This is a genomic window from Chryseobacterium formosense (assembly GCF_900116415.1).
GTDB lineage: Bacteria > Bacteroidota > Bacteroidia > Flavobacteriales > Weeksellaceae > Chryseobacterium > Chryseobacterium formosense.
On sequence record NZ_FPAP01000001.1, the window covers coordinates 465,163 to 484,169 of the forward strand.

Sequence of the window (19,007 nt, forward strand, 5' to 3'; positions counted from 1 at the left end):
TAAAACCTCAGATATGTAAATTTATGTTTGAGGTTTTTATTTAATCTTTATTGATCAGATGTTTAAGATCGGGATCATTTGAAATTCTTTCCATTTCATCACGGATAATCATAAGGATATCAGCTTTAATATTTTTATAGTTGGCTATAATTTCTTCCTGCATACAGTCGATTCCCTGCCCATCGACAAATGAGCGGATCTGAGGTATTCTTTGATAATTCTTTTCTTCCACAGAAAGTTTAACGGTGTCAACGACGATCTCTGAATGGAAAATTTTCTGTTCGATCCTTTCATCGAAATTGTCGGAAACTGCACCAACAAAAACGCCCTGTGTCAATGTTGAGATCTTAGAGGCCGGGATCAGGCTGTCCAATTGTGTTGAAATGGATGTTGAAGTATCATTTCTATTGATGGAGATGCTTTGCCTTTTCTGCAAAACCTTGCCAAACCTTTCGGATAGGGATTTTGCCGTTTCTCCAACCACCTGTCCACTGAAAATATTCCCGACGGTATTCTGGATGACCTTGCTTTCTTTATCCCCATAATCTCTTGCTAGCTGTGAGAAATCCTGAAATCCCAGGCAGACAGAAACCTTGTTGCTTCTGGCGGTAGCGATCAGATTATCCAATCCTCTAAAATAGATGGTGGGTAGCTCATCAATAATGACCGAGCTTTTTAGCTGTCCTTTCTTATTGATCAGTTTGACAATCCTTGAATTATAAAGTCCCAGTGCTGCTGAATATATATTCTGCCGATCCGGATTATTGCCTACACACAAAATCTTCGGTTCTTTCGGATTATTGATATCCAACGAAAAATCATCTCCGGTCATTACCCAATACAATTGTGGGGAGATCATTCGGGACAAGGGGATCTTTGCTGAGGCAATCTGTCCCTGCAACTGATCCTGTGCGCCCCCCTGCCAGGCATCCATAAAAGGGGAGAGGTAGTTTTCCAATTCGGAGTAAGAGGTCAGGATCGTGAAGACATCCTCATATTTCTTATTCAATAGTTCTATAGCGTGGGGGAAAGTACAGTATTTACCATCCTCATAAATCTTCAGAAACCAAATGATGGCCGCTAAAAGGATAATAGGGCTCTCCACGAAGAAGTCGCCCTGCTTTTGAATCCAGCTCCGGTTCAGATTCAGCATAATCGTATAGGCCGCTTCATAGGCGTCAGAGATGTCCGTCATAAAGCTCGGATTTAATGGATTGCACCGATGACTTTTTCCAGGATCATCAAAGTTGATGATGTAAAATTTAGGCTTTATCTGATAACCTTCAGAATGATGTAAAAGATGATTGTATGCAATGATCGAAAGATCATCAAATTTAAAATCGTAGATGTACATTGAGAATCCTTTTTCAATATGCTGTTTTATATAGTTGTTGACTACAGCATAGGATTTTCCCGATCCAGGCGTACCCAGAACAATGGTAGCGCGAAAAGGATTCACTACATTGATCCAACCAGCATGCCATTTCCCCTGATAGTAAAATTTGGTAGGCAGATTGACTGAGAATTCGTTATAAAGCAGTTTGGTCTCCTGTTGGAAGCTTTCATTTTCACTATTGAATACATCATCCATTAAATTATGTTTAAGAAGCCTGCTCATCCATACACCAGCCATCATCAAGAAAATATAACCCGAACCAGTTGACAATATATATAAGGGAGCCACAAAATCCGATGACAGTTTTAAAAGGGGTATGCTAAAAAAGAAGAATAAAACGCCCAAACCTAAAGCAACCAATATCTTCTGCCATGTGATCTTTTCATTTTTTACACCTTTGGTACCAAGACAGCTCAGACCCAACAACACCATTACGAAAAGTTTTGAATAAATTGGTTTGCTGAATAAACCTGCTGCCCGATCAAAGTTTTGAAGCATCTTATTGACCAGCTCTAAACTCCATCCACGATCATTAAAAAAACTGTAGCAATACCAATAAAAATGCATCAAAACCAATATCACACTGACGGCTCTCATCAAAGCCATTATTTTGGCAAGTCCCCTCAAATCGTCTTCTCCCTGCATATTGTTTTTTTTAATGTGCGGTATGAATATAAAGGTCGTGTCGTCCGGCTATGGAAAATGGCAGTTAGCGGCTTTTGATGGCTGTGTTTGGCCATAAAAAATAAAACTTAAGATACTTACGGAAAACCGCATAATGACTTACATAAAATATCTTAATTTTAATCAACTTTAAATAAATATATTATGATTGAATTTGACGAAAATGATTTAGTCAATAAAGACTATGAAAACACTACAACACAGGGGGACAATCCTCATTATACAGCAATTCGTGACAGAGAGCGCGTGAATAAAAAAGAACGTTATGAGGTTGTTTATTTCTGCAATGCTTTTGTAAAAGGATATCAAGTACCAAAAACGAAAGAGAGTTTTCAGAAAGTCGAAAAAATACTAAGACTTCCTCACGCCAGCAATATAGTGATGAGAGAAGAGCTGAAAAATTTTGTTGCTCAAAATTGGAATAAGATTTAGCTAAATAACAGAACTAAAGTAGGTACTATCGATTAATTTCATTGCAATATAATCGTAGTACCGATTTTATCTCTATTGCCCTCTTCTACGTTTTTTCCTCTTCCTTATCTTATCTGTAAAATGCTCTTCCTCATAATTGTTGTTAGGCGATCTAGGTATCAATATACCCAGTGTTTCAATAAAGATGTCACTGTATTGTTCAGAATCATTGAGAAAGTCAAAGTGACGATCATATTCTTCAGGAGGTTGATTTGCATTGGTTGGCTGCGATTTTTTTGTTTGCATTTGATCAGGTATTTCAATTTCAGGTCTAATGTTATTATTCCAATAATCATTAAAATTATTAGCAGAAAACTCTTTCCCCAATCTTGAGCCGTTCCATACTGTTCTTGATTTGTGATCAATAAAAGTGATTCCATAGATCCTGCTGTTGTCATTTTTACGGACAACGATATCAATTCCCTCTTTTTTCAATTTATTTTTAAATGCCTGCTCATCTTTTGAAGAATGATGAGCTTTAATAATCGATCTTTTCAAATTTTGTTTGACGAGTTGAACATTACCTTTGTTTTTACAGGCGGTAAAGTGTTTTTCGAGAGCATCGATTCCTGAAATTTTTCCAAACAAAGATGCCTTGACAGGATTTCCTGCCTTTTTTCCTTGGTCATCTAAAGGAAAATACAGCAATCCTTTTTTTGATTGGCCTTGTAATTCTCCCTCCACTTTCTCCACAGTAATATTAAATAGTGAAAGCAGCGCATTATATTCCCCTAACGATTGAAATTGGTAGTAGGAGGGTATATGTCGTATTACCGATGCAATCTGGCTTTTGATATCTCCGGATTTAAAATTAACCGGTCGAAAGATCTTTTGATTTTGCTTAGGCTGTTTCTCAACTGCGGATATAAGACCGAATTTCTTCTCCAGTTCCCGGCAGACTTTCATCGAACGGATCTTTTCAAATTGATCAGAGATCTTTTTTCCTTCTTCATCTACACAAACTGAAACAATATGGATATGGCTGCGGTCAATATCGGTATGCTTGAACACAATGAAAGGCTGATCGCCATAACCCATTTCATTCATATAGAGCTGGGCAAGTTCTCTGTATTTCTCGTCGGAAACCTTGTCTTTGGGATCAGGATTTAGGGAAATATGAAGCGTATGTTTTTCGGTATTTCGGTTCGCCAATAGGTAAGGTTCAAATGATCTCGCTAATTGAGCAACAGAATACTTCCCGTCAGCTGTTTCAATCATTTTATTGGTCATCAGAATTTCTCCTTTATCCTGTTCCATTTTTGAATTATTATAGGACAGTGTGCCAAAAAGATTACTGCTTCTTCCAATTTTTGCGATCATATTACTCAGGATTTTTCAAATGCTTATGATCAAATTCTTCTGTTAACTGCATCACTTTTTTAAAGATATCGACCATTTCCAATGTCTGTCTCTCCAGTTTATATAGAATAGCAGCTGCTTTTTTCTCTGAAAAATTGGTGTATAACAGTTTAACCATCTGATTATAATTGACCCCAACAGCCCGAAATTGGCTGTGAAAAGAGGTTAGTCTCATATAGAAATCCATTGTTCCCTTATCCACTTTGACAGTCTTGATCGTCTTTTCGAAAATACAGGCTGTTATAAAATGAGCCTTCACGTTCATTCCCGACTGGTCAAAAAGTTCAAGAAAGCGGGAATGCTCATGTTCATTAAATGAGATCGTATATCGAATCTTGGCAGGATCCGCCTTTGGACGCCGTCCTGTCTTTTTCTGTGGTTTACCATTATGTTCACTCATCATTTATCCAATTAATTTTTAAAACATCGACTTCGGAGATTGTTTTTCTGCCCCCTGCAAGGGCAAGTTGTTTTGAGCATCCGAAAACGTTTCGAGATGCCCAAAACACAACTTGCCCCTTTAGGGTGAAAGGTTAGACCCATAATAGATTTGATTCAATTCAGTCTTACAGGTTCTTCCTCTGTTTAAAGGTTGATAGCTTTAAACCAGTCAACTAAGCTTTGACAAAGTAAACTACAATGCTTTACAGACTCTCTAAAGTTCATAAGGCCAAACAAATCCATTGTGAGTCAAAGACAACCACTTAGAAGCTGAGTGCAGCCGGATGTTATTTATTTGTACCAGAATGTATGCAGGACTGATGTATAGCAAAATCGTTTGAGTTCTTGAAGGCAGGCATTCGAACTTTCCAGACGTCAGTCAGGATATCCGGAATGCAATAGCACAAGATAAAGATCGGTCAGGTATTCCAACCTGATGGAAGTACAGGATCCTTTCAGGAAGAACCCACTGACTTATTGAATTCTTGTCCTACAGTTGGAAGTCAGATATGCTTTCAATTGCCCAAGATTGCAGGAAAGCAGGATGTGATTTGAGCCTGCCAGCCAGCTGTCACTCTAGAAGTATCGTTAACCAATGTTCAACTAAAAAATCAAAAAAATGGAAACAAAAAAACAACCAGTCATTATCGCCTTTTCCACTCAAAAGGGAGGGGTGGGAAAAAGTACCTTCACAGCATTGTTGGCAAGTATCCTTCATTACCGGTTAGGATATCAAGTCGCTGTGTTCGACTGTGACTTTCCGCAGTACAGTTTGATACAGATGAGGGAAAGGGATCTGAAAACAGTGATGCAAAATGAGGTATTAAAAAAAATAGCTCATAAGCAATTTACAACCATCAATAAAAAAGCCTATCCTATTTTCCAGAGCAAGACCGATACGGTTTTGCAAGAGCTTGAAGTGTATGTTGATAATTCCGAAGTTGTGCCGGATATCGTTTTTCTTGATCTACCCGGAACAGTCAATACGGCTGGTATTTTGAGTACACTCGCCAATGTTCACTATATCTTTTCACCCATAACTGCGGATAGGGTCGTTATTGAAAGTACCCTTAGTTTTACGGATGTCCTTACCAATGTCCTGATGAAGAAAAAGCATACGGAGATCAAAAGCATACAGCTGTTCTGGAACCAGGTCGATGGTAGAGAGAAAACACCGCTGTATGAAAATTACAATAAGGTGATCAAAGATCTCGGACTTCAATTGATGGAAACATCGATCACAGACAGTAAGAGATTTCGCAAAGAAGGGGAGAGGGTTGCAAAAACTGTTTTCCGTTCGACATTACTGCCAGCAGACCCTAAGTTGATGACATTATGCCGGCTTGATCAATTTATGGAGGAATTTTTAAGAATTGTAAAATTGTGAAAAGATGGACAGTGATAAAAAGAACAATGAAGACAACAATATTGATGAACAATATCTGATGTCTATCATGGCTGGCAGCAGCAAGAAGGAATCGCAGAGCCAGGAACTTAATTCTAAAAAGGAAAAGCAGCCTGAGAAGCAAAGAATAAACAACAAAAAAAGTGTTGGAATCACTTACGCTGATCAGTTTCTTACGCATCACACCATGACCAAGCGTGGTGATAAAAGTATCTATATTCGTCCAGAATATCATGAAAGACTTTCCCGGATCATCCAGATCATTGCCGACGATCAGATCCCTCTATATGCTTATCTAGATAATATTTTGGCGTACCACTTCGAAACGTTTGAAAAAGAGATCACTAATGATTTCAACAATAAATACCGTCCAATCTTTTAATCTATCATCTTAATGGAACAATTAATCATCATAGCACTATTACTTATAATTATCCTACTATTGTGGGAGAGGAAATCTACAAATCATCATCCTAAGGAAAATAGTACTGACACTCACCAAGCTTTGCCCTCTGTTATGGGAAGAACAAGGTTAGAAGAAAGAAAGTTACAGCCATCTGATGTCGATCAAGGCCAAGGCGAACCTATCGTAACAAAAGGAAATAATTTTGATCGAGAAACCAAAGAGGAAGTAATTGAAAAGATGGCTTCAAAGAAAGAACTTGACGAGATACTGGTCAAAAATAATGATCAGGAAGACGAGGAAGAAGATTGGCGTTACCAGGATGATCCTAAAATAGAAAGCGGGTTTGCCACGGGGGTTACCTTTCAGGAATTGAGTACTGCGGGACAGTTGCTTCAGCATGATGTGCTGGAGCCTGACTTAGAAAAACAAGCAGTTCACATCATTCAAAAAATTCATGGAACCGAGCTTTTTGATCTTTTAGAAAATTCACTGGATGATGCTTCAAAGCGAATTGCCGATTTACTGAGCAAGAGTATTTCGAATGAAGATGATGACATTTCTTTTAAGCGTAAAGATGATGTGGAAGGTTTCGATATTGGGGAGTTTGTTTAGACAAATTCCCCTTATGTTTTATATAAGCTCATTTAAATTAGCATTACCATAGTATTTTTTCTTAAGCCAGAGACTCACTTTAACCAGCAGTATCAGCACTGGTACTTCTACCAGTGGCCCAATTACCCCAACAAATGCTTGTGAAGAATGGATTCCAAAAACTGCTATAGCAACAGCAATAGCCAATTCAAAATTGTTTCCTGTCGCTGTAAAAGCAATAGATGCATTTGTGTCGTACGGTACTTTCAATGCCTTACTAATAAAAAAGCTGAGGAAGAAGGTGAGAACAAAGTAAATCACTAATGGGATTGCAACTTTAACAACATCCATTGGCAGCTCTAAAATTTTGTCTCCCTTCAAGCTGAACATCAGTACTATGGTAAACAGCAATGCATACAATGTTACAGGTGAGATAGCCGGAATGAATTTTCTATTGAACCATTCCTTTCCTTTTAATTTGATAAAGAAGTAACGGCTCAAAAATCCTGCAATAAAAGGGATTCCTAAATAAATGGATACACTCTCGGCAACATCTTTCATTGGCACAGCAACGTTAAAATTTCCTAAGCCAAGTTTTTGTGGTAATACATTTATGAAAAGCCAAACATAGGAACTATAGAACACCAATTGGAAAATACTGTTCAATGCGATCAGCAGAGCTGCGTACTCCCGATTACCTTTTCCTAAATCGTTCCAGACAATTACCATTGCAATACATCTTGCCAGACCGATCAAAATTAGACCAATCATATAGTCTGGCTCATCTCTTAGAAAAATAATTGCCAAAACGAACATTAAAATAGGGCTGATAATCCAATTGAGTAGTAATGATACCGACATCACCTTTTTATCTTTAAAAGCCATTGGTAATAGAGTATAATCCACTTTTGCCAAAGGTGGATACATCATCAAAATCAAGCCTATTGCTAAAGGAATATTAGTTGTTCCGACAGATAAAGAATTTGTGACAGTAGAAATATCAGGAAAGAAATATCCCAACCCAACACCCAAAAGCATTGCTAAAAAAATCCATATGGTAAGAAAGCGGTCGAGGAATTTTAGTTTTGGTTGCATCAATTAATTTTTAATCATAGAAAATACATAAAACATTTCATTTGCTATCTCTAAGCTTCGCTGTGCATAAACCTGTGAGTGCTCTGGTGTGTTGTCTGAAAGTTTAGGATCTTCGTATGTAATGGGAATTCTTTTTTCTGCGCCTGCAATGAAGGGACATCCTCCGTCTGCCTGCGAACACGTCATAATTGCTGCAAATTCGGAGATAGGATTGAAGGGACTGTCGTATTTTTTTGAAAAACCAATGATAGGTAAAGCGTTCTCGCTGTACTTTATAGCATGTACAGGATTATCATTGTCTGAAATTCTGAAAATAGTTAAGCCCTGATTTATCAGTGTCTCCGAAACTTTCGGAAATAATGCAGTTTCTTCTGTACCTCCAGAAAAACAATGCACTTCAGGAATATTAAAATATTTTGATGCTACCTGTGCCCAGATCTGCGCTAAATGGCTTCTGCGTGAATTGTGGGTACAGATGAAATTGATATTGATGTCCTTCTTATCGTCTACTTTTTGCTGAATAAAATCTATCAGAGGTTTCAACGCGGTTTTACGTTCTTCATTGATTTTTTTTGACGCTATTTTTTCGATAGTTTTTGCTAATGCTGAATACATAATGTTATTTTTAGTTGATTCCAGTAATTTTACTCCTGCATTCCATCAAGACAGTGTCTTTCCAAACCCCATTCTTTCTTCCAATTTTTTCCCTGTAGCCGACGATCCTGAAACCACATTTCTCGTGTAATTTGATGCTATTTTGGTTTTCTGCAAATATCCCGGATTGTAAAGTCCATATTTCATTTGACTCACTTTGCTTGATCAATTCATTCAACAAAATTTCACCAATCCCTTTTCCTCTTGCAATTGTTGCTACATAAATACTTACTTCAGCTACGCCCGAATAAACACATCTGCTGGAGACAGGAGATAATGCAGCCCATCCAAGCATTTCGTTATTTTCATAAATACTGATCCTGCAAAAATTAAGGTGTCCTTTATCCCAATCTTCCCATATTGGCAAATCATTTTGAAAAGTGGCAATGTTGGTTGCTAATCCCTGACCATAGATTTCTACCAACTCTGGAAAATTTTCTTTGGTAATCGGCTTTATTTCCATAACAACTGAATTAGCAACATCCGCCACCTGGTGTGCAAGAATTGTTTTGATTTACATTAAGTTCGGATAAGTTTTTCTTTTCTTTTTCTGATGGAATTCCACAAGCGTCCTGTGCTAAACAAGCTGTAGTCTTATTTTTTAGAATAAATGTTTTCCCATTGAATTCTAGTTCATATTTTCCAATCGTATCACTTTGATATTCAACTTCAATATCAAAATCCTCGATTCCTAATTTATCCTCGGAAAGTTTGATAATGTTGAGTAATTTGTTAGGCTTCAAACGGTGTTCAAAATCGTCTGCATTCCAAAGCTGAAAATTCACAACCTTCTCTGAACGGATGACTCCGCCACAATCGATAAAGTTTTTATTAATCATTCCTACTTCCGTAACGTGAAAATGTTCCGGAACAAAAGTTCCATTTTCTAGTTGAAATTCAACATTTTCTAACGTGGGCAAAATTTGTTTTACTTCTGCTAATTTCATATTTAAATCTTTATAGTTTAAATGCAATATTGCGATATATTAATAAAAAAAAATACTTAACAGCATTTTAATTTAGTAACCGTTTGTACTATTGCGGAAAAATAAGTATTTAGAATCTCTATTGTTTTTTCGTCTATACAATAGCAGATAGCGTTTCCAGAAATATTACCTTTTATAATCCCTGCATTTTTCAGTTCTTTTAAATGTTGGGAAACGGTTGGTTGAGCTAAAGGCAATTCGTTCACAATATCTCCACAGATGCACTCATTGACTTTCATCAAATACTCAATAATTGCTATTCTGGCAGGATGTCCTAATGCTTTTGCAATAGTTGCAATTTGATTTTGTTTATCTGTAAAATGTTCTGTCTTAGTAGCTCCCATAATTTTGTAATTACATATTGCAATATTACGATAAAAAATTTAACTATCAAATATTTTTATGCTGTTTAACTGCCAAAAGATTCCCTAAACCGCCATTCTCCTAAATTAATTCCATCACCCAGACATCTTTGTCCCATAGTTCCGCAAAGTGCGGCACACCATAACAATTTAAGGTGTTTAAAAATGGAAAAACAAAGAAAAAAACTGCTGCTTTTAGGTCTGACCTTTATAGCAGTTACGGGTGCCTTTGCTCAAGGCAACGGTACCGCAGGAATCAATGAAGCCACACAAATGGTCACCTCATATTTTGAGCCGGCTACACAACTAATTTATGCAATCGGGGCAGTCGTCGGACTGATCGGTGGGGTCAAGGTCTACAACAAATTCAGCAGCGGTGATCCCGATACCAGCAAAACAGCGGCGAGCTGGTTTGGTGCATGTATCTTTCTGATCGTGGCAGCAACGATCCTTCGCTCATTCTTCCTTTAAATTTTTTGACTATGAATACCTATCATATCAACAAAGGCATCGGCAGAACGGTCGAGTTCAAAGGACTGAAAGCACAATACCTGTTCATTTTTGCAGGGGGACTGTTAGGGATACTTGTATTCGTGATGGTCATGTACATGGCGGGTGTCAATACCTATCTCTGCCTTACAATTGGCGGAGCCAGCAGTGGAATCCTGATTTGGCAGACCTTCTCACTGAACGGAAAATACGGGGAGCACGGACTGATGAAATTAAGCTCTCAAAAAAAACATCCAAAGTATATCATCAGTCGCAAGTGTATCTATCGCTACTTGAAAAGTAACCGTCAAAAATCTTCAGCATGAGAAATACCTCCAAAGCCGCAACCTTGGAGAGTAAATTTCCACTGCTTGCAATAGAGAACGACTGTATTATTTCAAAAGACGCAGATGTCACGGTCTGCTTTAAGGTCAGACTTCCAGAGCTCTTTACGGTGGCATCAGCAGAATATGAAGCCATCCATTCAGCCTGGTTTAAGGCAATCAAGACCCTTCCAGATTTTACGGTAGTGCATAAGCAGGACTGGTTTATCAAAGAAAACTACAATCCTGACCTGTCCAGAGAAGACCAGAGTTTTCTTTCAAAATCTTTTGAAAGACATTTCAACGAGAGACCATTCTTGAACCATTATTGTTATCTGTTCATAACGAAAACCAGTAGAGAGAGAATGCGGAGGCAGAGCAACTTCTCATCCCTATGCAAAGGCAAACTGATACCCAAGGATATCAAAGACAAAGAAGTGATCAGCCGCTTCTTGGAAGCTGTCGACCAGTTTGAAAGAATTATGAATGACAGCGGCTACGTCCATCTGGAACGAATGACCGAAGATGAGATCTCAGGCACCGCCAAACAGTCTGGGATATTGGAACAATACCTTACTTTGTCGAGAGAAACCAATCCATCATTGCAGGACATCAAACTCGGATCAGAAGAAATGCGTATCGGCAACAACCGGATCAGTATGCATACTTTATCCGATACCGATGATCTGCCAGGCACTGTCTCATCACACAGCCGGTATGAAAAACTGAGTACGGACCGAAGTGACTGCTTACTGTCCTTCGCATCTCCGGTAGGACTTCTGTTGAGCTGTAATCATATTTATAACCAATACCTGTTTATTGATAACAGCGATGATAACCTGACCAAATTTGAAAAGTCAGCCAGAAATATGCATTCATTGGCTAGATACAGCAGGGCGAACCAGATCAACAAGGAATGGATCGAGAAATACCTCAATGAAGCCCATTCCTATGGTCTCCAATCCATCCGGGCGCATTTCAATGTGATGTCGTGGTCGGACAATCCTTCCGAATTGAAACAGCTGAAGAATGATACTGGTAGTGCTTTGGCATTGATGGAATGCAAACCACGCCAGAATACGACGGACACAGCAACCTTGTATTGGGCAGGAATTCCGGGCAATGCAGGAGACTTCCCAAGTGAAGAAAGCTTTTACACGTTCATTGAACCAGCCTTGTGTTTTTTCACAGAGGAAACCAATTATCAGGATTCTCCTTCACCATTCGGTATCAAGATGGCTGACCGTCTGACAGGAAAGCCTATTCATCTGGATATATCAGACCTACCCATGAAGCAGGGCATTATTACCAACCGGAACAAGTTTATTTTGGGACCTTCAGGAAGTGGTAAATCCTTTTTCACCAACCATATGGTCAGACAGTATTATGAGCAGGGTGCTCACGTATTACTGGTCGATACCGGAAATTCCTATCAGGGATTGTGCGAGCTGATCAAGGGCAAGACAAAAGGGGAGGACGGCGTGTATTTTACCTATACCGAAGACAATCCCATTGCCTTCAATCCATTCTATACCGATGACGGTGTCTTCGATATTGAAAAACGGGAAAGCATCAAAACTTTGATCCTGACTTTATGGAAGAGGGATGATGAACCACCCACCCGTTCAGAAGAGGTTGCTTTGTCCAATGCTGTTAGTGGATACATTGAACAGATCAGGAGCAAAAATTCCCATCCCTCATTCAACGGATTCTATGACTATGTGAAAGATGACTATCAGAAAGTTCTGGAACAAAAGAAGGTCAGGGAAAAAGACTTTGATATCGCCAACTTTCTCAACGTGTTGGAGCCTTATTACAAAAGCGGTGAATACGATTACCTGCTCAATTCAGAAAAACAGCTTGACCTTTTGTCCAAACGTTTCATCGTCTTTGAGATCGATGCGATCAAAGACCATAAGATCCTGTTTCCGATCGTGACCATCATTATTATGGAAGTTTTCATCAATAAAATGCGGAGGCTGAAAGGAATCAGAAAACTCATCCTCATTGAAGAAGCCTGGAAAGCCATCGCCAAGGAAGGGATGGCTGAGTACATCAAATATTTGTTCAAAACGGTCAGGAAGTTCTTCGGAGAGGCTATCGTGGTAACCCAGGAAGTGGATGACATTATCCAGTCACCGATCGTCAAGGAGAGTATTATCAACAATTCAGATTGCAAGATCCTTTTGGATCAGCGTAAGTATATGAACAAGTTCGATGACATCCAGGCGATGCTTGGACTGACTGACAAAGAAAAATCTCAGGTACTCTCCATCAATATGAACAACGATCCGAAAAGACTCTACAAGGAAGTCTGGATCGGACTGGGAGGAACGCACTCTGCGGTGTACGCCACTGAAGTTTCCACCGAGGAATATCTCGCTTATACCACCGAAGAAACTGAAAAAATGGAGGTGATGAATCTGGCCTCTGAACTTGACGGAAATGTGGAAAATGCCATCAAGAGGATCTCTCTCAAGAGAATCAAATCAAACAAAGAAAATTAATTAATCCAATCATTTAAAATTTTACAACAATGAAAAATTACATCATTAAAACAGCAATGGTAGTGCTTTTCGCTACTGCAAACTATGCAAATGCACAATTCGTTGTGACCGATCCGGCCAACCTGGCCTCAGGCATTTTGAACTCCGCCAATGAGATCGTGCAGACCTCATCAACGGTTTCCAACGTCATCAAGAACTTCAACGAGGTCAAGAAGGTCTATGAACAGGGAAAGGAGTATTACGACAAGCTGAAGGCTGTCAACAATCTGGTCAAAGATGCCCGAAAGGTACAGCAGACCGTCCTTCTCGTAGGCGATGTCTCAGAGATCTACGTCAACAATTTTGGGAAGATGCTCAACGACCCCAACTTCAACGCCCAGGAACTGACGGCAATTGCCAACGGTTATTCAGCCCTTCTGAACGAAAGTACGGAACTGTTGAAAGAGCTGAAGGAGATCATCACGGCCAATGGCCTTTCCCTGAATGATAAGGAAAGAATGGACGTGATCGACAGGGTCTACAAAGAGGTCAAAGAGTACCATAATCTGGTGCGCTACTACACGAATAAGAATATTTCTGTCAGCTATCTGAGAGCCAAAAAGCAGAACAACACGAAAAGGGTCTTGGACCTTTATGGAACCGCCAATCAAAAATACTGGTAAGATGGAACCGACTAGTTTACACGAAGTACTGCGTTCCGTTTACGAAGAAATGATGCCGATGTGTTCTGATATGGCTGCCGTAGCAAAGGGTGTCGCAGGTTTGGGCGCATTATTCTATGTGGCCATCAAAGTATGGCAGTCACTCAGCCGTGCGGAACCGATCGATCTGTTTCCTATGCTCAGACCCTTTGCCATCGGTATCTGCATTATGTTCTTTTCGACTTTGGTATTGGGAAGTATCAATGGCGTTTTAAGTCCAATCGTTCAGGGAAGCCATTCGATGCTGGAGGATCAGGTTCTTGATATGAACGACCTGCAACAGAAAAAAGACCTTCTGGAACGGGAAGCGATGCTTAGAAATCCCGAAATGGCCTATCTGATCTCTGATGAGGAATTTGACAAAAAGTTGGAAGAGCTGGGATGGTCTCCGTCAGACCTGGTGACCATGTCCGGGATGTATATCGAAAGGGAGATGTTCGATATCAAAAAGCAGATCAGGGACGGTTTCCGTGAATTTCTAGAGATTCTTTTCCAATCAGCTGCTTTGGTCATTGATACGATCAGAACCTTTTTTCTCATCGTACTGTCTATTTTGGGACCCATTGCTTTTGCCATCTCTGTGTGGGATGGTTTCCAGACCACCCTCACACAATGGCTGACGAGATATATCAGCGTTTATCTCTGGTTACCCGTTGCGGATATTTTCAGTTCGATCCTGGCCAAAATACAATCGCTCATCCTGGAGCGGGATATTGAGATGCTGGCAGATCCGAACTTCATTCCTGATACTTCTAACACGGTTTACATCATCTATATGATCATCGGGATCATCGGATATTTTACGGTTCCAACCGTTACCGGATGGGTCATTCAGGCAGGAGGCGTCGGTAACTTTATGCGCAATGTCAACCAGACCGCCACAAAATCAGGAAATATTGCGGGAGCAGCAGCGGGTTCTGCAACAGGTAATATCTCAGGCAGATTATTATAATAAAAATACGATCCAATGGAATTTAAAACTTTAAGAAATATAGAGAGCAGCTTCAAACAGATCCGCTTATTTACATTCGTTTTTGCAGTGCTCTGTTTTGCAGTGGTGGGCATCGTCGTTTTCAAGTCCTACCAATTTGCAGAGGAGCAACGCCAGAAGATCTATGTGTTGGATAACGGTAAATCCCTGATGGTGGCTCTGTCCCAGGATATGTCGATCAACAGGCCTGTAGAGGCCAGGGAGCATGTAAGGCGTTTTCACGAGCTGTTCTTTACCGTGGCGCCGGATAAGAATGCCATCGAAAGCAATGTCAAAAGGGCCTTTAATCTGGCAGACCAGTCTGCATTCGATTACTATAAAGACCTTCAGGAGAAAGGCTATTACAACCGGATTATCTCAGGCAATATTCAGCAGAGGGTAGAGGTTGACAGTGTCGTTGCCAACTTCGACAGCTATCCTTATACCGTAAAAACGTACGCAAGACAATTCATTATCCGATCCAGCAATCTGACGATACGAAGTCTAATCACCGATTGTTCATTAGTGAATTCGGTGAGGTCAGACAGCAATCCCCAGGGATTTACGATTGAAAAATTCAATGTCCTTGAAAATAAAGATGTTGAAACAGTTGAACGTTAAAATCCAGAACAATGAAAAAAATAGGGGATAAAATAGAGCACTGGATCTTGGGCGCAGACCAGAAATGGAAAGCACTTCCGGAGAAACAGCAAAGACTGTTTACCAAGTTGTTTTTAGCAGGATACACTGTTCTCACAATATTAGTTTTGATCAGCATCTTTATCACAACAGCAAATGATAACAACACCATGTCGATCAGTCATATTACGACCATATCTGATCATACTGCTATGAAAAGACAGTCACACGATAACAAAACGGGTTCAACCATTAAAAAATAGGACAATGAAAGATTCAAATAAGATCAAGGTCACGGAGGGCGAATCGCAGGAACGGGAAAAAGAAGCAGAAGGTCTGCAGAAATTTCCAGTGGAACGATTTAAAAAGCCGATCATTTATTTTCTGATGGCTGTTGTCTGTGTCGGATGCCTCTACCTCATCTTTAAACCAAACGAGGATAAGGTCATTGAAGAATCAGGCTTCAATGCAGGTATACCGCAGGCAAAGGAAGACCAGTTACAATCTGATAAACAGAAAGCCTATGAGCAACAATTGCTGGAGCAAAAAAATGAAGAGAAAAGAAATGCGATGACCAGCCTGTCAGATTATTGGAGCGATCCTAGCAACGTAGGTCAGAATTCAGGTCAGACCACATTGACCGCTGATCCAAACAGTTTGTCACCATCTAATCCGAGTGCAGTCAACAGCTATCGCAATGCGCAGCAGACATTAGGTTCCTTCTACAGCAGGGATGATCAGGAAGTGAATAATCTTAGGAAAGAAATATCCAGATTAAAGAATGAAGCTTTGCAAAACAATGCTGTTCCTGCAGGTCTTGGGGTCAATGACCAATTGGAGCTGATGGAAAAATCCTACCAAATGGCTGCGAAATACCTTCCCCAAAGTAGTAAGCAGGAAGATCCTATATCAAGAGAAGAGGATGTGAAGCAGCCTTCTGGAAATAAAGTACAGCTCACAGCAGTAAAATCAGCTCATTTAAATATTGTCTCTTCTTTGTACAGAGAGCCATGGGACAGCGCCTTTCTGGCTGGTCTGAATGATAATAGATTGTTCGGAACTCAGGATGAAACCAATGATTCAAAACAATCAAAAAATGCGATCAAAGGTCTTGTACAAGAGTCAATGACGATGACCAATGAAAGTACATTATCGATCAGACTCTTGGAAAGTATGCTTCTGGCTCATACCAAAATTCCTGCAGGAACCTTACTAAAGGCAAACGGCAAATTTCAGGGTGGGAGACTGCAATTGAAAATTTCGTCGATAGAATATCAGGGTAGCATTTATCCTGTAGAGATCAATGTTCATGACAATGATGGTCAGCTCGGCTTATATGTTCCTTATTCACCAGAGCAAAATGCTGTGACCGACATTGTGGGCAGTATGGGGCAAACTTCTGGTACCAATATTATGATGACGCAGTCGGCAGGTCAGCAGATCGCGGCGGATTTAAGCAGAGGCGTTGTGCAGGGGTTATCAGGATATTTCCAGAAACGGGTCAGACAACAAAAAGTAAAGGTAAAAGCGGGCCATCAGGTTTTGCTTGTGCCAAAAAAATAACCCATTAAAAAACAATAAAATGAATAAAATAAAAAGCCATTATCTTTTGATGATCGTATTTCTGCTCTTTTCAGGCAGATCACTGGCTCAGGATTCCATATCAGTATATCTTCCATTGGAAGAGGCAAGGTTAGAACCCTACAGAATGCAGGTCACCTACAATAAAACCTCGCACCTGCTTTTTCCTTCTACAATCCGATATGTCGACTTGGGGAGTGACCTGCTAATTGCGAACAAGGCAGATCCTATCGGAAATGTTCTTCGGATCAAATCGGCAGTCAGGGACTTCGAAGAAGAAACCAATTTTTCGGTGATCACCGAAGACGGAAAGTTCTACAGCTTCGATGTGTTTTACAGTTCATATCCTGACGCACTCAGCTATGACCTTTTAAAGATGCAGAGAAGCAATGAGCGACAGTATATTGCGGATGTCCTGTTTGAAGATCTCAGGGGAAGTTCGTCCTCTCTTACGGAATTGATTATGGAAAACCTGTATGAAAAAAGCAGCAAGACCATTAAACACATCACTTCCAGAAGCTATGGGATCCAGTTTTCAGTCCGGGCACTACACGTCAATGACAGCAAATTCTATTTCACCTTGCAGGTTAAAAACAGCAGCAATGTAGCGTATGACATTGATCTGGTCAATTTCAAAATTGTCGATAAGAAGAATTTGAAAAGAACGGTTGTTCAGGACAAAATTTTAAAACCGCTTCGCATTCATTTTCCGGTGATGACCGCAATTCATCATTCCGACATTTTAGGAATTTACTTGTTAGATCAATTTACCCTTTTGAAGGATCAGGTCTTGGAAATTGAAATTCTGGAAAAGAATGGGGGAAGGCATCAGAAGGTTCAGCTTGACAATAAAGACCTGATTCAAGCCAGGCTGATCAACGGTTTAAACATAAAAACGAACTAAGATGAACAAGATATTTTTAGCCATCATCTTTATTATTACGATGAGTATAGAAACTCTGGCTCAGCAAATGATCCCTAATCAAAAAGGATTCGAAATTTCATATTCAGTATTTCCGCAATCTCCTGAAAAGCAAAATTACGCTTTAGGTGCAGGTCTTATCTCTTACACCAAAAACGGTAATTACCTCTTCGGATTGGCCGAATACAGCAGAAAGTATTACGAGTATGCCCATAACGATATCCCGATTGATACCGTCCTTTTCAATGGAGGTTACAGTCTCTATGTGTGGGGAGATCTGATGCGGAATGTCAATATCAATCTTGGTTTAGGAGGGCTTGCAGGTTATGAGCAGATCAATAGGGGGAATGAAATGATTTATGATGGCTCGATTATTAATTCAACCGAGAATTTCATTTATGGTGCAAGTGGTAAACTGTCTTTAGAAAGTTATCTGACAGACCATTTGGTTTTTTTGGTCAATGGGCAGCTACGCTATTTGCAGAAAAGTCAGCTCGGTGAGTTTCACGCTTTGTTTGGTTTCGGAATACGATTTAATTTTTAAAAAAGCTTGTAAAATGAAAAATGTAATCAACAAAAAGATCTTGCAACTATTTAAGTATTCAATGGCAATTTTCTTAATTAGTTTTGTATTTAATTCCTGTCAGGACAGCGATCTGGAAATTCAACAGGACTTTCCTTTTGAAGTTCAAATAATGCCAGTTCCTGGTAAAATAGCTGAGAATGAAACGGTAGAAATTCGCATTTCACTATTGACTTCTTCGAACTTTAATGGAACAATGTACAGTGTTAGGTATTTTCAATATGAAGGAGCTGGTCAACTTCAATATTACAGCGATCCACCATATCTACCGAATGACGAGTATCCATTGAAGCAAAAACAATTCAGACTTTACTATACATCTAAAGCTTCCGAATCCCATCAGTTCAGTATTTGGATAAAGGATAGTTTTGGAAATGAAAGAAAGGTAGATTTTGAATTTGACAATGCATCTTAAAATTTCTAATTGACTTCTAGCGGCTTG

23 protein-coding genes are annotated in these 19,007 nt (G+C 39.6%); 15 read left to right on the plus strand and 8 right to left on the minus strand.

Annotated elements, in window-relative coordinates; all coding sequences use genetic code 11:
• Window positions 1-40: 40 nt before the first annotated feature.
• Window positions 41-2,041 carry a conjugal transfer protein MobC gene (gene mobC / locus BM371_RS02125; RefSeq protein WP_034675253.1) on the minus strand — a complete coding sequence of 667 codons (2,001 nt, stop codon included), beginning with the start codon at window positions 2,039-2,041 and terminating at the stop codon, window positions 41-43.
• Between the two features lie 183 nt (window positions 2,042-2,224).
• Between mobC and BM371_RS02130 the strand changes: the two genes are divergently transcribed.
• A complete protein-coding gene (locus BM371_RS02130) occupies window positions 2,225-2,512 on the plus strand; it encodes a hypothetical protein (RefSeq protein ID WP_034675256.1) in 288 nt (95 codons plus the stop codon).
• Window positions 2,513-2,584: 72 nt separating this feature from the next.
• On the opposite strand, the gene mobB is transcribed toward BM371_RS02130, so the two are convergent.
• Both mobB and mobA read right to left on the minus strand, forming a co-directional pair.
• The gene (mobB, locus tag BM371_RS02135) at window positions 2,585-3,871 is read right to left on the minus strand and encodes a conjugal transfer protein MobB (protein WP_034675258.1); all 1,287 of its coding nucleotides are present in this window, start codon (window positions 3,869-3,871) and stop codon (window positions 2,585-2,587) included.
• A gap of 1 nt (window position 3,872) precedes the next feature.
• Window positions 3,873-4,310 (minus strand): conjugal transfer protein MobA, encoded by a 438-nt coding sequence (mobA, locus tag BM371_RS02140; protein WP_034677260.1) that lies wholly within the window; start codon window positions 4,308-4,310, stop codon window positions 3,873-3,875.
• Window positions 4,311-4,970: 660 nt separating this feature from the next.
• Between mobA and BM371_RS02145 the strand changes: the two genes are divergently transcribed.
• The 3 genes from BM371_RS02145 to BM371_RS02155 are packed head-to-tail and all read left to right on the plus strand — an operon-like array spanning window position 4,971 to window position 6,774.
• Window positions 4,971-5,738 carry a ParA family protein gene (locus BM371_RS02145; protein ID WP_034675261.1) on the plus strand — a complete coding sequence of 256 codons (768 nt, stop codon included), beginning with the start codon at window positions 4,971-4,973 and terminating at the stop codon, window positions 5,736-5,738.
• A gap of 4 nt (window positions 5,739-5,742) precedes the next feature.
• Window positions 5,743-6,138, plus strand: coding sequence for a DUF3408 domain-containing protein (locus tag BM371_RS02150; protein ID WP_034675264.1), 396 nt, complete (start codon window positions 5,743-5,745; stop codon window positions 6,136-6,138).
• 12 nt (window positions 6,139-6,150) lie between these two features.
• Window positions 6,151-6,774 (plus strand): hypothetical protein, encoded by a 624-nt coding sequence (locus BM371_RS02155; RefSeq protein ID WP_034675268.1) that lies wholly within the window; start codon window positions 6,151-6,153, stop codon window positions 6,772-6,774.
• A gap of 18 nt (window positions 6,775-6,792) precedes the next feature.
• On the opposite strand, the gene arsB is transcribed toward BM371_RS02155, so the two are convergent.
• Genes arsB through BM371_RS02180 form a run of 5 tightly spaced genes read right to left on the minus strand, consistent with a single transcriptional unit; the run spans window position 6,793 to window position 9,832 of the window.
• Entirely contained in the window at window positions 6,793-7,848 is a 1,056-nt protein-coding gene (gene arsB, locus BM371_RS02160; protein WP_034675270.1) for an ACR3 family arsenite efflux transporter, read from the minus strand.
• A 3-nt stretch (window positions 7,849-7,851) separates the two neighbouring features.
• Entirely contained in the window at window positions 7,852-8,463 is a 612-nt protein-coding gene (locus BM371_RS02165) for a low molecular weight phosphatase family protein (RefSeq protein ID WP_034675272.1), read from the minus strand.
• Window positions 8,464-8,473: 10 nt separating this feature from the next.
• A complete protein-coding gene (locus tag BM371_RS02170) occupies window positions 8,474-8,965 on the minus strand; it encodes a GNAT family N-acetyltransferase (protein WP_034675274.1) in 492 nt (163 codons plus the stop codon).
• A 10-nt stretch (window positions 8,966-8,975) separates the two neighbouring features.
• Window positions 8,976-9,449, minus strand: a complete 474-nt coding sequence (locus BM371_RS02175; RefSeq protein WP_034675277.1) for a DUF6428 family protein — start codon at window positions 9,447-9,449, stop codon at window positions 8,976-8,978.
• 56 nt (window positions 9,450-9,505) lie between these two features.
• A complete protein-coding gene (locus BM371_RS02180; protein ID WP_034675280.1) occupies window positions 9,506-9,832 on the minus strand; it encodes an ArsR/SmtB family transcription factor in 327 nt (108 codons plus the stop codon).
• A 183-nt stretch (window positions 9,833-10,015) separates the two neighbouring features.
• Here BM371_RS02180 and BM371_RS02185 point away from each other — a divergent pair, with 183 nt between their 5' ends.
• From BM371_RS02185 to BM371_RS02235, 11 genes are all read left to right on the plus strand, one after another.
• On the plus strand, window positions 10,016-10,321 hold the full coding sequence (locus tag BM371_RS02185) for a DUF4134 domain-containing protein (protein ID WP_034675283.1): 306 nt from the start codon (window positions 10,016-10,018) through the stop codon (window positions 10,319-10,321).
• An 11-nt stretch (window positions 10,322-10,332) separates the two neighbouring features.
• On the plus strand, window positions 10,333-10,665 hold the full coding sequence (locus BM371_RS02190; RefSeq protein ID WP_074958528.1) for a DUF4133 domain-containing protein: 333 nt from the start codon (window positions 10,333-10,335) through the stop codon (window positions 10,663-10,665).
• Window positions 10,662-13,169 carry a TraG family conjugative transposon ATPase gene (locus BM371_RS02195; RefSeq protein ID WP_034675286.1) on the plus strand — a complete coding sequence of 836 codons (2,508 nt, stop codon included), beginning with the start codon at window positions 10,662-10,664 and terminating at the stop codon, window positions 13,167-13,169. Before BM371_RS02190 ends, BM371_RS02195 begins: the two co-directional genes overlap by 4 nt.
• A gap of 29 nt (window positions 13,170-13,198) precedes the next feature.
• Window positions 13,199-13,831: a DUF4141 domain-containing protein gene (locus tag BM371_RS02200; RefSeq protein WP_034675288.1), complete on the plus strand. Its 633-nt coding sequence runs from the start codon at window positions 13,199-13,201 to the stop codon at window positions 13,829-13,831.
• 1 nt (window position 13,832) lies between these two features.
• A complete protein-coding gene (gene traJ, locus BM371_RS02205) occupies window positions 13,833-14,822 on the plus strand; it encodes a conjugative transposon protein TraJ (RefSeq protein ID WP_034675291.1) in 990 nt (329 codons plus the stop codon).
• A 15-nt stretch (window positions 14,823-14,837) separates the two neighbouring features.
• Window positions 14,838-15,461, plus strand: coding sequence for a conjugative transposon protein TraK (traK, locus tag BM371_RS02210; RefSeq protein ID WP_034675293.1), 624 nt, complete (start codon window positions 14,838-14,840; stop codon window positions 15,459-15,461).
• A gap of 11 nt (window positions 15,462-15,472) precedes the next feature.
• Window positions 15,473-15,742, plus strand: coding sequence for a hypothetical protein (locus tag BM371_RS02215; RefSeq protein ID WP_051882730.1), 270 nt, complete (start codon window positions 15,473-15,475; stop codon window positions 15,740-15,742).
• A 4-nt stretch (window positions 15,743-15,746) separates the two neighbouring features.
• Complete coding sequence (traM, locus tag BM371_RS02220) at window positions 15,747-17,042, plus strand: conjugative transposon protein TraM (RefSeq protein WP_034675297.1); 1,296 nt, start codon at window positions 15,747-15,749, stop codon at window positions 17,040-17,042.
• Window positions 17,043-17,061: 19 nt separating this feature from the next.
• Window positions 17,062-17,964, plus strand: coding sequence for a conjugative transposon protein TraN (gene traN / locus BM371_RS02225; protein WP_034675299.1), 903 nt, complete (start codon window positions 17,062-17,064; stop codon window positions 17,962-17,964).
• A gap of 1 nt (window position 17,965) precedes the next feature.
• Complete coding sequence (locus BM371_RS02230) at window positions 17,966-18,526, plus strand: conjugal transfer protein TraO (RefSeq protein ID WP_034675302.1); 561 nt, start codon at window positions 17,966-17,968, stop codon at window positions 18,524-18,526.
• Between the two features lie 61 nt (window positions 18,527-18,587).
• The gene (locus tag BM371_RS02235; RefSeq protein WP_228376726.1) at window positions 18,588-18,980 is read left to right on the plus strand and encodes a TraQ conjugal transfer family protein; all 393 of its coding nucleotides are present in this window, start codon (window positions 18,588-18,590) and stop codon (window positions 18,978-18,980) included.
• Window positions 18,981-19,007 lie beyond the last annotated feature (27 nt).